This window comes from Bacteroidales bacterium, assembly GCA_021648725.1.
GTDB lineage: Bacteria > Bacteroidota > Bacteroidia > Bacteroidales > JAADGE01 > JAADGE01.
In genome coordinates this window covers 68,933-83,293 of record JAKISF010000009.1, presented here as the reverse complement: position 1 = coordinate 83,293, position 14,361 = coordinate 68,933, and the positions used below count along the sequence as shown (strand labels likewise).

The following is a 14,361-nucleotide window of genomic DNA, read 5'->3' as shown; positions in this document are numbered from 1 at the left end:
AGTTAAATTTACGAATTAAATTATTTGTAAACAAGATTTATTTTATGAAAGTGAACTAAGGCTAATAGTTTTTCAGGATTTTTGAAGCAAGACTTTTAATTCGAGAGTATTCATTATCCTCACTCAGCTTACTTAACAGGTTTTTGTACTCTGTTTTCATATTTTCAGTCCAATTTTCATTGCCGGATTTATTAAGAGCTGATAAAGCAAAATATTTGAATTTATAATAAGGATGTTTCAGTAATGTAATATATATATTGTCGAGTTTTAAACTTTTGTAAGTTTTCAGTTTGTTGAAAGCTTCATTTTTATCTTGATATAAAGGTGCTTTATCTAAAATTGTTATGTACTCTTCAATAGTATAATTTTCTTTTTTATTACATAAAATACTGTTTTCGGGGTCGAAGTTTACTGCAAGAGGTTTTTCTTCAAAATAGAAACTGAAATTTTCTGTTTGTTCGTCAATTAATATCTTTTTTCTTATTGTTTTATTTTTAAAATAGAAATCAATGTAAGTCGGGATTTTATATAAAGGAGTTTTATTCAAATTTTGAATTTGTTCGATTTTAATGTTTGTTTTATTGGTGTTATTGTCAAACGAATAAGTTATTTTTAGTTCAGGAATTCCTTTGTTTAAGAACCATTGGTTAAAAAACCAATTTAAGTCTTGACCGGTAATTTCTTCAAAAGCTAATCGTAAATGATGTATTTCAACCGCTTTATATTCATTATTTTTAAGATATAATTCAAGAGCATCCCAAAAGGCATCTTCACCGACGGTGTATCTCAGCATGTGTAAAATAAGTCCTCCTTTTTGGTATGAATGTGCATCAAACATATTGTCTCTGTGCTTGTTATAAAACCGGATAAGATTTTCATCTTTGAATAAACGTTCAAAGTTGTAAGAACTGTAATCATCTTCTAAATGAGCATCTGCAACATTACGTCCATATTCATGTTCTAACCAAAGGTATTCGAAATAAGTTGCAAAAGATTCGTTGAGCGGAAGATTTGCCCACGATTCACAAGTTACTAAATCTCCGAACCAATGATGCGATAATTCATGAGCAACAACGCATTCGTATTCTATTCTTTGTTCTTCGTTGTAATAATCTAAAACATAATCTCCGAAAACAACAGCTCCCGTGTTTTCCATTGCACCCGAAACAAAATTTCTTACGACAATTTGCGAGTATTTATTCCATGGGTAGTCGTAATCTAATTTTCGAGAATAAAATTCAATCATTTTATATGTTTTCTCAAATAAACCTTTTGCTTTAGTTTCATCGCCTTCTTCAATATAAACATCAACCGGTAAATCTCTCCAATAATCTTTAATTATATTAAAATTGCCGACTGCAATCATTGCTAAATACGGTGCATGAGGTTTGTTTTGTTCCCAGTAGTCAGTTCTGGTTCCGTCAGAATTAGGTAAAGAGCCGGTAAGTTTTCCGTTAGAAAGTGTTTTAAATTCTTTTTTGACTGTCAAGAATATTTCTTGTGTCATTTTTTGATTAGGAGAGTCGATTGTAGGAAACCAAGCTGAATTTGATTGTGTTTCTCCTTGTGTCCAAATTTGCGGATTTTCTGTATCTGTATCAATAAAATATAGCCCTTTATTATCAGTAATTGCCCATGAGCCTTTTTTATTAATACGTTCAGGGTTTGCAGTATAATTTATTGAGATGGTATATTTTTCATTTTTGTTATATGTTTTATCAAGTTGAATATAGATTTTGGAGTTGTTATACTTATAATCTAACTCTTTATATTCGTTATTTTTTTCAATAGAAATATTATGAATGTCAAATTGTTGTGCGTCTAATGTTAAAGTGTCAGTTTTGTAGTAATGAGGTTTCAGAGTTATTTCTGCATTTCCTGAAATTTGTTTTGTTTTGTAATTAAAGGAAAGCTTTAATTTTGTATGAATTAAATCATTTATAATTGTGTTACTTGCTTTGTAATTTGTGATAAGGGCTTCATAACTTTTAATATTAATGTTTTGAGAATAATTTGCTTCGAGTTCAATAACTGTTTTTTCTGAACTTTTCTCTTTTTCAACAATATCTTTTTTTATAAAACAAGAGGATAAAAGAATAAAAATTGCGACTATAAAAATATTGTTTTTCATTAAAACTTTAATTATGTAAACGAATTATTACGACAAAAATAGTATTATTACCGTTTGAAAAAGAAAGATAATAAAATTTATTAATAAAAAATATGACTTAAATATTGTCTTCCGGCAAATTATTTGTAATAAATTATTCTGTAATAATTAAAAACAGCCTAACTTTGCGAAACTAACCAACTTTAATTTAAGAATTATGATTAAAAATATATTAACAATTCTTTTATTGCTTACATGTTTATCTGCTGAGGCTCAGTTGAATGAACATTTTAAAGAAATAAAGAAAACATTTAGTAAAGGTAAACAAGAAGACTTAAGTAAAATTTCAAAACAAATAAAAGAGGCTCAACCTTTATTTTCATCGGCAGATTTTTCAAAAAATGAAAAGGCAGCCGGCATTTTTCAAGAAAATTACAGAAAACTTTTTTTGTTATATGAAAAGAAACTTGAAAAAATTTCAAAAGATGCAGAAGGGCAAATGGGCAGCTATGTTGATTATTTATTAAATGAAGCTAAAAACAGTTTTCGGATGTCAATTTCTGACAGAGTTTTTGCCGGTGAGGAAAAAGAAAAAAAGACAGCAAATGAACTTTATAAATCTGCACATCAAAACGAGATTGATGCTATAGATTTTCAGAGTCGTGCCTTCGGAATAATTAACGGTTGGGTTACGGAGGATATGACAATTCCGGAAACAAATTACAGTTTAGAGGAAGAATATGATAATACTGTTACAGAAAATTTTGATGTAAAATATTTTTCTGTAAGTAATGCATCATTACCGGAGAATTATTCATTTAACAGAGTAAATACAAATTCAGGGAATACTGAAGTTTCTTATGATGTAAACTATACCGATAATATAAATAATTCAGATAATACTTATACAAACAATTACAATAATAATGTTTCAAAGGGAACAGAATTCAGAATTCAAATAGGGACTTCGATTTTACCTGCAAATGATTCTCAAATCAGCAGGCTAAATCCTACCGAACTTTCTGTAAAAACATACAAATCTAAGGTTTATTACAAATATACGATAGGCAGTTTTGCAACATTTCAAGAAGCTAAGAATTACAAAAATGCTTATGGTTTGACAGAAACTTATATAACCGAATATAAAGACGGCAAAGAAGTTAAGTTTTACTATAAAGAATTACAATAAAAATTATAAAGTGCTTTGAAAAGAAAAAGTCTTGATAAGTTAATCAAGACTTTTTTTATTAAAACATATCTCTTACTCTGTCGAAGAAGTTACGTTCTTCTTTTTCGGGGTTTGGTTTAAAATTAGGTGAATTTTGTAACTTTTCCAATATTCTTTTTTCGTCTTTGTCAAGGTTTTTAGGCACCCAAACATTAACTTTTACAAGAATATCTCCTTTTCCGTAGCTTCCGTATGAAGGAAGACCTTTGCCTCTTAGTCTGAGGACTTTACCTGCCTGTGTGCCTGCAGCAATTTTTATCTTTACTTTGCTGTCAATAGTAGGAATTTCAACAGAAGTACCTATTGCAGCTTCCGGAAAACTTATATGTAAATTGTATAATAAATCTTCTTCGTCTCTTATTAATTCAGGGTGTTCTTGTTCTTCAAAAATTACGATTAAATCGCCGTTAATACCGCCCCTTCTTGCCGCACTTCCTTTTTCTCCTATTTTCATTTGCATACCTTCCGAAACACCTGCCGGAACATTAATTTGCACAACTTCTTCACCTTTTACTATTCCTTCTCCATAGCAATATTTACATTTATTTTTTATTATTTTTCCTTCTCCGTTGCAAGTAGGGCAGGGTCTTGCAGTTTGCATTTGTCCCAGCATTGTATTTTGAATTTTGATAACTTGACCTGAACCGTTGCATGTATTACAATTATCAAAAGAGCTGTCTGTTGCTCCTGTACCTGAGCAATGCGAACATGCTACATATTTTTTAACTTTTATTTTTTTTGTAGTTCCGTTTAATATGTCTTTTAATTCAAGCTTTACCTTTACTCTTAAATTTGCTCCTTTATTTACACGCCGCCCTCTTCTGCTGCTTCCGCCTCCTCCGAAACCTCCGAAGCCGAAGTTCCCGAAAATGTCTCCGAAATGAGAGAAGATGTCATCCATTGACATACCGCCTCCGCTGAAACCTCCGGCACCGTCAAATGCCGAATGACCGAATCTGTCATATTTTGCGCGTTTTTCATCGTTGCTCAAAATTTCGTATGCTTCTGCCGCTTCTTTAAATTTGTTTTCGGCTTCTTTATCGTCGGGGTTTTTGTCCGGATGGTATTTTAATGCAATTTTCCTGTAGGCTTTTTTAATTTCAGCCTTATCAGCATTTTTTGAAACACCGAGTATATCGTAATAATCTTTTTTTGACATATTTTAGAACTTGAGATTTTAAATTAGGTTTAATTTTTTAATACTGTTTTTATTCCCCGACAACAACTTTTGCATACCTTAAAACTTTATCTTTCATTTTGTAACCTTTTTCAATCACGTCAACAACTTTACCCTTCATATCTTCCTCGGGTGTAGGTATTTTAGTAATTGCTTCGTGTAAATCAGTATCAAAAGTTTCGCCTTTTGCATTAATTTCAGAAATTCCTTTATTTGTCAAAAAGTCGTATATACTTTTGTAAATCAGATCAATCCCTTCTTTAATTGCATTAATTTCTTTTGCATCATCTATTGAGTTTTTTGCTCTTTCAATATTATCCATAACCGGAAGAAAGTTGATAAGTATATCCTCTCCGGCATTTTTCATTAACTCCATACGCTCTTTTAAAGTTCGTTTTCGATAATTGTCATATTCAGCTGAAAGTCTGAGATATTTATCATTTAAAAGATTATATTTTTCTTCAAAGCCGGGTTCTTTTTTTTTCTTTGAAGCATACTTTTTATTTTTAGATTCTTTCTTCTCTGCTTTCTCTTTTTTAGAATTATCAGTAGTTTGATTTTTCAGCTTTTTATCATTTACTTTTTTATCTGTTTTTTCTTTTTTTGCCATTTTTACTGATATTTAAAATTTGTTAATTTTATAATTTTATTTATAACTTATATTTTCGTGACAGTCAAAATATTTGCCAAATAATAATATAAGACAATTTGTCATTTATGTCGGATGTTAAATAAGCCGTTAAGTCATATAAGTATGTAAACTTAGGTATAATATTTGTAAAGTTTAGTTGTTAGAGCTTTTATTAAAGTTCATTTATCAAAAAAAACTAATAATTTTTTAAAATATTCGTTATATTTGTATATTCTTTATATTTTTGGATGAACTCATTGAGTTTCAGTTTTATAATTTAAAAGTATTAAACATGAAAAAAATTACTTATTTCCTCTTGTTTTTATTAGCAATTTCTTCTTGTAAATACGATGAAAATCCTTATTCATTTACAAGAGAATTTGACGGAGGAACATTCATTACACCGGACGGAAAAGTTAAATATATAAGCGGAAGTAAGGACAGCCTTATTCTGGTTACTGATGTATATGCCGAAGTGCGGGAAAATATAACTTATGTTAAGAAAAACAGTGACGGCGTATTAGCAGACAGTATATTGATATACGGGCATGTTTATTCTTTAGACCCTATTCCTGTTGTTTGCGGTTATGATTCTGTCGACAAAATTGATTTATTGGCTCGACTTGATCAGAATTCTGTAATTTATCCGACATCCGAACCCACAGAATTTATGACAGAGGATGATTTATATGCCGGTTTTGAATTTACAAACAGTTTCGGACTTAAATTTGAAAAAGATTATTATGTTCGTTCTTTTGTGGTTACCGGTTATTTTGACGGCAGCGGTTCTCCTGTTTACAAAGATATTGCATATAATCAAAATATTTTAAAGGTAACAACAGCCGAACCTAATAATTTATGGATTGGCGGCGGACCTGATTATTTTGAGGAAACTCCTGCTGAATTTCCCGATCAACTTAACTGGGGATCAACATCATTTTCATACAACGGTTATATGTTTGTGTTGGCAGGGCATGATGAAATTTTCGGAGATCAAATTGTGGTTGAAAGGTATGATCCTGTTACTAATACATGGTCAGACCCGCCCCCGTACAAATCTTTAAATATCGGGTCACTATCAACTTTTACTAATGCAGTTTGTTTTGTTATTGAAGATGTTGAAACAGGAGTCGGTGTTTATCATGATTGTTTATTTTTAGGCTTAGGAATTACAAGCGATGCAAATCAAGGTAATACAGAGTTTTACCGTTTAGATTTAGAAGCTAACTCAAATAATCCTATCGGTTCATGGGGAGAATGGGACAACATTACTAATGCTGCATCAGAACAAGATTTCCCCGGAATTATTACTGAAAATTCAATTGCATTTACAATAAACGGTATAGCTTATTTAGGACTTGGAACTTATGATTTTAATAACGAAGTTGTTCAGTGGCTTTATAAATATGATCCAAATGAAAAAGGAGAAAACAGAGATAAAGGAACATGGACAAAGATTAATGATTTTCCGGGAGGAACAAGAACGGAAGCGGTAACTTTTACAATTGGAAATAATGTTTATGTTTTCGGCGGCAGAGATAACTCAGGAGTTTATTATAATGATTTATGGATGGCAAGGCAGTCGTCAGGAGATAATTTAACTTGGGTACAAAGAAGATCTTTACCTGCGGAAGCAAGAGTTGAGGCAATAGGTTTTGCTCTCGGAGAAACAGGTTATGTGGGGCTCGGAAAAAATGAGGCAGGAGTTGCTTTAAGTGATTTTTGGCGTTATAACCCGTTTACAAATCAATGGGATCAAAGAGCAAATTTCGGCGAGGTTGATATTGATCCTGACCCTAACGATGATGTACATGATTGGATAGTTGTAGGATTACCGAGATTTGAGGCGGTAGGTGTAGGTATAAAAATAAGTGACAGCGATTACAGAGGTTATGTAGGAACAGGTTGGGCAGGTATTGCAGGAGATGCACATTTGTTTAGTGATTTCTGGCAATACAGACCTTAGAAAGATAAAGTTTAAAGCATAAAGTTAAAAGTATAAAAAGTTCAAAAAAATAAGACATGAAAAAGTCAATAATCTTAATATTTATTTTTATCAGTACATATTCATTTTCACAATGGGACAGTGAGTATGATTATTTTTCATTAAAGTTCGGTGCAACAAATACTATTTTTACTCCTCAACCGGATACATTACTAAATCAGATGCTTTTATCGAAATACGGAGAAGATCATTTGCGTTTATTCCCTGATACCGGTTTTAACCTGAATTATTCCCCGGGATATTACGGTTCTTTGATTTATAACCATGATTTAAAGAGCGGTAATGCAGGTGTTTCATTGGGTATAGAATATAAAATGTATGGTATTGCAGCTAATTATTATACTGAATCTATTCCTTCATATACATTAAAAGAAACATATAGAGTGTCACAAGTAACTATTCCTGTGTATGTTAAATACGGTAAGAAATTCTATGATTCGCAAAAGTATATATACGGCGGTGTTTCATACAGCTACAACTTATTCTTGACCAAAGGTGAAGATGTGAGTTATTCGGAAGTTAATTATAATACACAACCTGAAAATTACAAAGATATGCTTAAGAAAAGCAATATTGCCGGTATTATAGGGTTTAATTATATGTTTTTTAATTTTGAAGCAGACTATGTGTTCGGAAATTTCTTAAGCAAAACTTATGAAGAAGAATTGCCTGACGGAAGTGTTTTAAAACCATTTACAGGGCAACCGAACGGAACATTAGTGCTGAAAGCAGGTTTAACCGTGCCTATAAACAGTTGGACAACAAGAAAAGTATATGCTGCTGAAATGTGGCTAAGACGACTTTTAAAATAATGTTTCAGATAAATTTGATAAAATAAAAAAAGCTGTATTTTTTGTACCGCTTTTTTTATTTTGAATCTTCTTTATTATCTTTTGTAACAGAATTTCCGATTTTTTTTCGCATTTCGGTGTCGGCTTCTGTATTTTGAATTTTATGATAATCGTGAATTGACAAATTACCGTCAATAAATGCTGCTGCCATAGCTTTTTGAACTTTTTCTTCGGCTTTTATATATTCTGTTTTTGCTCTTTCTGCATTTGCTTTTGCTCGTTCTTTCAGTAATTCAGCTTTTACGTCTTTTCCCACCTTAACTTCTGAAACATCAATTGATAAAATTTCAAAAGCAGTTTCTTTTCCGAGTTCTTTTTTTTGAACTTTCTCAGCTAATTCGTAAGGGTTTCTTAAAATATTTTGATGATTTTCGGAACGACCAATTTCAGTTGATAAATGTTCGTCAACTCTTGCTAAAACAGTTTGCTCTGTTGCTCCGCCAATCATATTTTTAATATTTGCACGAAGTGTAAGTTTCAGTTTCATTAAAAGTTCAATTCCGTCTTCTGCAATACCTGATATTGTTTCAGTTTCGATAACTTTCGGGTTTACTGCCCAATTTACGGCTTCGGTTACATCAATGTCGGTTAGGTCTATTGCTGCTACATCTTTGAAAGTAATGTCTTTAACATCTGTTTCTTTTGCAGTAATATAGGCATTAACAGCTTTTGTAACATTTCCGTTTGATAAATGATGCTCTTTCAGGGTATTTAAAGTTATTTCGGCAAAACCTGCATTACGAGCGGTTACAAGTGCTTCGGTAACTTTAATAACATCAACGTTTGAAAGATAAAAAGATGACAGTTCATTAAAATTAATTGAAATACCTGCGTTATGTGCAGTTATTAATGCGTGAATTACTCGGTCAACATCAACTTTTGCAAGATATTGTTTTGCTAATTCGTTATATGAAATATCTAAACCTGAATTTATTGCTCTTATTGCAGTGTCTGTAATGTTCTCAATATCAACACCTGCGAGATATTTTCGCATTAAATCTTCTGAAAGTAGTTTTAAATCGGAATTATGTGCTTTTATTAATGTCGAAATTATTAATTTATGCGGTATGTTTTGCAACCTCATTCTTGTCATATTCCATAAGCCGGGATTTACGCCCGATAATTTTGCTTCATACCATAAATTTATCGGTGCATAATACCAAAAGAAAAGAGCTGTTAATGCTGCAAGTATAATAATTAATGCTGTTACCATTTTTGTTGTATTAATTTATGATTTAGTCGCTGTAAGGTAATTCATCGTTATCGAAAGAACCGAAAATATGTTTTTCTTTTTGATAATCTTTAAAACTCATACTTCCGTTTTTTAATGCTTCCGACATATTTTCTTGAAGTTTTGCATTAGCTTCAAGAATTTTTAATCTTGCGTCTTCTTTTTTTGCTTTATTTTCCTTTTCTTTTATTTCAGACAATGTATCTGAGTTTATATCAATGTCAATGATTTTTAAGTTTGTAATAAAAAAGGGCGTATTTTCCGTTTCTTTTATTTTACTCGAAATTTGTTTCAGAGTATTTTTAATAATAGGTTTTATATTGCCTAAAACATCTTGATATGTTTTAAATTTTAGAATTTCATCAGAAATTATATCATAAATCATATTAAAAAAAACAGTTTCGTCAGTATAAGAAGAATAGGCATTGATGTTATTTTTTATGTTTAACTTTATTTTAGGGGTAATTTGTATGCCGTCAGGTAAAACAACAGGTAATATTTCGAGTAAATCAATTTCATAAGGAATAACGGCTTTTTTAATGATATTTTGAAGGTCTGCGTTTTTATCTAAATCAATTTTAAAGAGGATTTTTGGGTCTATTTCGGCTTGGTTTGCTTTTGCATATAATAATGAATCTAAAACAACTGCGGCATTTCCGCCTTTTATAAAATGTTCTTTTATTTTTTTTTGATTTATGCCTTCAAATTTTTCGGATTGTAATAATTCAATTGCTTTGATATATTCTGTTGTGTTAATTCCTGAATTGAATATTTCAATAAGCTCTTTTTCTGATATATTTATATTTAATCGATTAATTTGCAAAATGTTTGTAAGCAAAATGTTTTTTATTTCCTGTGAAAAGTTGCTTTCAATAATTAAATCGGGTTTACTTCCAAGTTTTATTACTTCATCGAGATTGTTAATGTAGGCATTAATTTTGTCAATGTCAATTTCTTTAATATTGTACTCGGAAAGGTTAATATTGTGTTTTTTTGCATTAGTAATACATTGAAAATATTCGTCAATATTAATGTCTGAATTTATCAGTTCAAAAATCTCAGAATCGGAGAATGTAATTTTGAATTTTTTCAGTTTTTTTAATACAGAGAAAAAACTTAAAGAATTAGTTTCGTTTAAATTATATTTATCAATTTCGTTTATGGGTATTTCTAATCCTGCATTTTTCGCATTTATAATAATATTTATTGTACTTTCAAGTTTATCGGGTTTTGCCGACCAATATTTTTTTAGTTCTTCAAATTCAATATCAATATCAGAATCAATGAGTTTAATGTATTGTTCGAATAAATATTTTATCGGAACTTTTTGAACTCGTAATAAAAAAAAGCGAAGTGAAAATTTGCTGAATCCTGCTTGGGTTGCCAAAGGTTGAAGTTCATACGGCACATAAGCGGCAATCATACATGATAATATTAAAATAATAAAAACGATTATAATGATTAGGTCCATTTACATTTAATTTAATATTATTCAATAGTTGCTTTTAAATCTTTTGCTTTTAATTGTTTCATCATAGGTTTTAAGAAGTCGTAAGTTCCTTTTTTTACATCAGCTTTTCCTTTATGATGAACAATATATGTGCATTGAACTGCTTGTTCAACTTCATGCCGGCATACATCAATTAATGCATCGATAACGTAATCAAATGTATGATACTCATCATTATGAAGTATAAGAAATTTATTTAGTGATTTCTGAACTGAAGTAACTTCATCTTCTTGATTAAAGGTTTTGTGTTTTGACATTTTTACTTTGACTATTTATTATGTTTAAGAAATTTAATTGCATCTTGTGCACTTATTCTGTTTCCGTTTTTAAATGCAATTACGAAACCGTCAGTACTCATACTTTTAATGTAATCTTTAACTTCTGCCGCTTCTTTGTAAGTTTTGTATTTTCCTATTGTGTATAAGTATAATCCGCCGTCAATTTTAGTTGTATTTATTTTGTATTTACCTGATACACTTGCAAATTGATTCATTTCATTTTCCTCTAATTCACTTGAATAAGCTCCTATTTGAACTGCAAAATATACTTCGTCTTTTTTTGTATGTGTGTTGACTATTGTTTCATTTTCGGCAACTGATTTTGCTTTGTTTAAAGATATTTTTTCTCCTTTATAATATGCAATAACAAATGTTCCTTCAAACCCTTTGCTTGTTAATTCTTTCGATTTCTCTTTTGCTTCGTTATATGTTGAAAAAGTTCCGGTCATGTATCGGTAGGATGTTTCGGTTTTTTCAATAAATACAGGTTCAGCTCCTTTAAAATCTTCAAGTTTTTTTTGGGAAGAAAAATTTCCTAATTGAACACAATATACTAATTGCATAACTTCTTTTATCTTATTGATTTTTGTATTGTCGATTGAAATATCGGTATTATTCTCTGAATAATTATTTGTGTTATTTTCAGTATTAATATCTACTGCATTGCCGGTAAGATAAGACATTTCTTTTGCTTCTGTTTTTTCAAATTCGTCATTTCTTACAATTTTTGAAATTCCGTATGTTGCCGTTTTTCTTTCTCCGTTTTCATAAGTAACAATAAAAGGGTCGGTCAAGCCTTTTGTAACCACTTGGTTTAATACATATTCTGCGGCTTTGTAACTTCTGTATTCTCCGAGCAGAAATCTTCTGTAAGGGTTGTTTTTAAAGGTGTCGTAACTTATGGGAGAATATTTTCCGTATTTTTTTAGGGGAAGCAAGCCTTTAAAAAGTCCTAATTGAACTTTAAATATGATTCCTTCTTTATGGACTAAGGGAATCGGTTCGGGATTGTATTTTGAATAAACAAATGAACCTCTGTAGTTATAAGTTAACTTTGAAGAAGAATTTTTATTGTCGTTTGTTTTAACTTGGTTATTATTTTCAACAATAACTTCAACGTTTTCTTCTAAAGGTGTAACTTCAAGTTTGAAATATGTGCTGAATGCGTTTTCCTGTTCCTGTATAGCCGAAAGTTCGGTTTGAACTGCATTCATAAGTTGAATATACAGGTTTGATTGATGCCCGGAATAAAAGTTTGCTTTATTATAGATTTTTAATGCTTTTGAATGAAGAGAAGATGCATTGTCCTCATATATTTTACCTTCTTGAAAGTTTTTTGAATTTCGAGCTTCCGGAAGATATTTTGCATATACTTCGTATTTCATTTTACCAGCTTCAAAAAATAGTTTTGCCGCTTTAATCATTTTTTCAAAAAGAACTTTTTCCAAACCGGACGCCATTTTGTTTTTTAAATCTTTTTCATATTCATCATCAATATTGTCGGCTTGATTTCTTATTTTATCAATTTTTAAGTAATCGGCATCTACTTCTTTCATTAATGTTTCTGCATATGTTCTTTTGTCGGATGCATCATCAAGCAATGATTTATCTGAATTGCTGATATTAAGTTTTGCAATAATTGATTCTTCTTTTGAGATATAAATATTGGGATCTTTGTCAGGTTTATAATTGTTTTCGGTATTGTCGTTTAAGTTATTGTCAGATGATGTATCGTTGTTGTTTGTAACTGCATCATTTGTTTCATTATATTCAACATCGGTGTCGTTCATGAATATTCCGAAAGCTGTTTCTTGTTGGTTAATAGCTTTTAAGTGAGAGTTAAATGCTTCTTCAAGTTTGTTTACTTTTGTTTTTCCGTTTAAAGATTTTGCTTCTGTATTTAATTCTGTCCCCGACATATATATTGAGCGAGCATCAATGCCGAGTTCTTCGGCTTTTAAATGTTTTTTACTGTTGTTGTTTTCCATTTTCTTAAGCTTGTCAGAATAAATGTGGAATTTTCTGTCAGAAGCTTTGAAGAAATAATCATAAGCCTTTAAAGCACTTTTTATAGCTTTTTTTTCATAGCGGGTTGCTTTTTTTTCTGTTTTTCCTCCGTAATTTTTAGAGATTTTATAATATCCGTCAGCTTTTTTAAAGTTTTTTTCGGCGTTAAGCAACTCTGTTTTTCCTTTTAAATAGTCTTCGTCAGCTTTTGCCAATTCTATTTGTTCGGCTTGTGAGAATACAGTTGTGTAGTAACTTTTATTTTTTAAGATGCCGAAATTAAATGCATCGTGCTGTTGAGCAGATGTTTCCGATGTGCTAAGTATAAATGCGAGTAATACAACAATCGGCAAAAATATTTTTTTTATTAAATTATTATTATTCATTATGTTCTGTTTTCAGATAGAATTATTTAATCTGCTAAAATACAAAAAATCTTATACTTAAAAGGGCTTAGAATGAAAAGTTATTAACTTTTTATTATCAATTTTATTTTTATTGCAAAAAAATAGAGACTGAAAAATCAATCTCTATTAATATTATATATGGTGCTTTTAAAAAGCTAAGAAATTCGTTTGCAAATTTCATCTTTTAATTTAACAAAATCTTCTGTTTTAAATGATTTAGTATATATTCTGACAAATTCAATGATTTCATCTTTTTGGTACAATGATGTTTGAGCAGCATCAAAAATACCGAAATCTCCGGAACTTTTTATTGATAAAATTAGTTTTTCAAAATCTTTCCATTCTAATTTTTCAGAAACTTGAATGTAGTAATGGTTTTCTTTATCTCCGGAATAAACATCTTCTGCTAATTTGTTAAAACTCATGTGCTTTCTGATTCTGATAATACTGTCATACGGACTTACTTTCTCGGCAGGCTGAAACTGAATGCCTTCTTCTTTCAGGAGTTTAATAAGTTCCGGAACTTTTGATAAATCATCTATTTTTATTCTTACACACGGTTTTGTTTTGTTAAACAAAGAAATTCTGCCGTAATTAGCTTCAAATTCATAATCAACTTTGTTTTTTAAATTAAAACCTGCTCTTAAAACAATATCTTCATAACACCCGTCGCCTTGTTTCATTGCGGCAAAAATATACTTAGGCTTAGTTGCCTGCGTATCGGCTGGTGTTTCTGAATAATATCCGGGGTAAGGGTTCGCATCAGAAAGAATAAGCTCTTTCATTTTTTTTCCGCCTGTTTCAAATTGTACTAATCTTTCTTGTTTTTCAAGACAAATAAATCCTTCCATAATCAAATTTTTATATTAATTTTATTGCAAAATATGAAATATTTATACTTTTTGCAAATATTTTGTGTTATTAAG

At 30.3% G+C, this 14,361-nt stretch carries 11 protein-coding genes; 3 read left to right on the top strand and 8 right to left on the bottom strand.

Going from position 1 to position 14,361, the window contains the following annotated elements; translation table 11 throughout:
• Positions 1-61 precede the first annotated feature (61 nt).
• Positions 62-2,131 (bottom strand): M1 family metallopeptidase, encoded by a 2,070-nt coding sequence (locus L3J35_05410; GenBank protein MCF6365623.1) that lies wholly within the window; start codon positions 2,129-2,131, stop codon positions 62-64.
• 196 nt (positions 2,132-2,327) lie between these two features.
• On the opposite strand from L3J35_05410, the gene L3J35_05405 reads away from it, so the two are divergent.
• Positions 2,328-3,299 carry a hypothetical protein gene (locus L3J35_05405; GenBank protein MCF6365622.1) on the top strand — a complete coding sequence of 324 codons (972 nt, stop codon included), beginning with the start codon at positions 2,328-2,330 and terminating at the stop codon, positions 3,297-3,299.
• 58 nt (positions 3,300-3,357) lie between these two features.
• Here L3J35_05405 and dnaJ read toward each other — a convergent pair whose 3' ends face one another.
• Positions 3,358-4,497, bottom strand: coding sequence for a molecular chaperone DnaJ (gene dnaJ, locus L3J35_05400; protein MCF6365621.1), 1,140 nt, complete (start codon positions 4,495-4,497; stop codon positions 3,358-3,360).
• Positions 4,498-4,546: 49 nt separating this feature from the next.
• Positions 4,547-5,125: a nucleotide exchange factor GrpE gene (locus L3J35_05395; protein MCF6365620.1), complete on the bottom strand. Its 579-nt coding sequence runs from the start codon at positions 5,123-5,125 to the stop codon at positions 4,547-4,549.
• 313 nt (positions 5,126-5,438) lie between these two features.
• On the opposite strand from L3J35_05395, the gene L3J35_05390 reads away from it, so the two are divergent.
• The gene (locus L3J35_05390) at positions 5,439-7,112 is read left to right on the top strand and encodes a hypothetical protein (GenBank protein MCF6365619.1); all 1,674 of its coding nucleotides are present in this window, start codon (positions 5,439-5,441) and stop codon (positions 7,110-7,112) included.
• Between the two features lie 56 nt (positions 7,113-7,168).
• Entirely contained in the window at positions 7,169-7,963 is a 795-nt protein-coding gene (locus L3J35_05385) for a PorT family protein (protein MCF6365618.1), read from the top strand.
• Between the two features lie 55 nt (positions 7,964-8,018).
• On the opposite strand, the gene L3J35_05380 is transcribed toward L3J35_05385, so the two are convergent.
• From L3J35_05380 to L3J35_05360, 5 genes are all read right to left on the bottom strand, one after another.
• Positions 8,019-9,215 carry a flotillin-like FloA family protein gene (locus L3J35_05380; protein ID MCF6365617.1) on the bottom strand — a complete coding sequence of 399 codons (1,197 nt, stop codon included), beginning with the start codon at positions 9,213-9,215 and terminating at the stop codon, positions 8,019-8,021.
• Positions 9,216-9,237: 22 nt separating this feature from the next.
• A complete protein-coding gene (locus tag L3J35_05375; GenBank protein ID MCF6365616.1) occupies positions 9,238-10,704 on the bottom strand; it encodes a flotillin-like FloA family protein in 1,467 nt (488 codons plus the stop codon).
• Positions 10,705-10,721: 17 nt separating this feature from the next.
• The gene (locus L3J35_05370) at positions 10,722-11,000 is read right to left on the bottom strand and encodes an ATP-dependent Clp protease adaptor ClpS (GenBank protein ID MCF6365615.1); all 279 of its coding nucleotides are present in this window, start codon (positions 10,998-11,000) and stop codon (positions 10,722-10,724) included.
• An 11-nt stretch (positions 11,001-11,011) separates the two neighbouring features.
• On the bottom strand, positions 11,012-13,414 hold the full coding sequence (locus tag L3J35_05365; GenBank protein MCF6365614.1) for an SPOR domain-containing protein: 2,403 nt from the start codon (positions 13,412-13,414) through the stop codon (positions 11,012-11,014).
• A gap of 176 nt (positions 13,415-13,590) precedes the next feature.
• On the bottom strand, positions 13,591-14,286 hold the full coding sequence (locus tag L3J35_05360; protein ID MCF6365613.1) for a hypothetical protein: 696 nt from the start codon (positions 14,284-14,286) through the stop codon (positions 13,591-13,593).
• Between the last annotated feature and the right edge of the window lie 75 nt (positions 14,287-14,361).

Excerpts from the sequence above, each read along its gene's own strand:
- L3J35_05410 (MCF6365623.1), bottom strand. The coding sequence starts at position 2,131 with ATGAAAAACAATATTTTTATAGTCGCAATTTTTATTCTTTTATCCTCT.
- L3J35_05405 (MCF6365622.1), top strand. The coding sequence starts at position 2,328 with ATGATTAAAAATATATTAACAATTCTTTTATTGCTTACATGTTTATCT.
- dnaJ (MCF6365621.1), bottom strand. The coding sequence starts at position 4,497 with ATGTCAAAAAAAGATTATTACGATATACTCGGTGTTTCAAAAAATGCT.
- L3J35_05395 (MCF6365620.1), bottom strand. The coding sequence starts at position 5,125 with ATGGCAAAAAAAGAAAAAACAGATAAAAAAGTAAATGATAAAAAGCTG.
- L3J35_05390 (MCF6365619.1), top strand. The coding sequence starts at position 5,439 with ATGAAAAAAATTACTTATTTCCTCTTGTTTTTATTAGCAATTTCTTCT.
- L3J35_05385 (MCF6365618.1), top strand. The coding sequence starts at position 7,169 with ATGAAAAAGTCAATAATCTTAATATTTATTTTTATCAGTACATATTCA.
- L3J35_05380 (MCF6365617.1), bottom strand. The coding sequence starts at position 9,215 with ATGGTAACAGCATTAATTATTATACTTGCAGCATTAACAGCTCTTTTC.
- L3J35_05375 (MCF6365616.1), bottom strand. The coding sequence starts at position 10,704 with ATGGACCTAATCATTATAATCGTTTTTATTATTTTAATATTATCATGT.
- L3J35_05370 (MCF6365615.1), bottom strand. The coding sequence starts at position 11,000 with ATGTCAAAACACAAAACCTTTAATCAAGAAGATGAAGTTACTTCAGTT.
- L3J35_05365 (MCF6365614.1), bottom strand. The coding sequence starts at position 13,414 with ATGAATAATAATAATTTAATAAAAAAAATATTTTTGCCGATTGTTGTA.
- L3J35_05360 (MCF6365613.1), bottom strand. The coding sequence starts at position 14,286 with ATGGAAGGATTTATTTGTCTTGAAAAACAAGAAAGATTAGTACAATTT.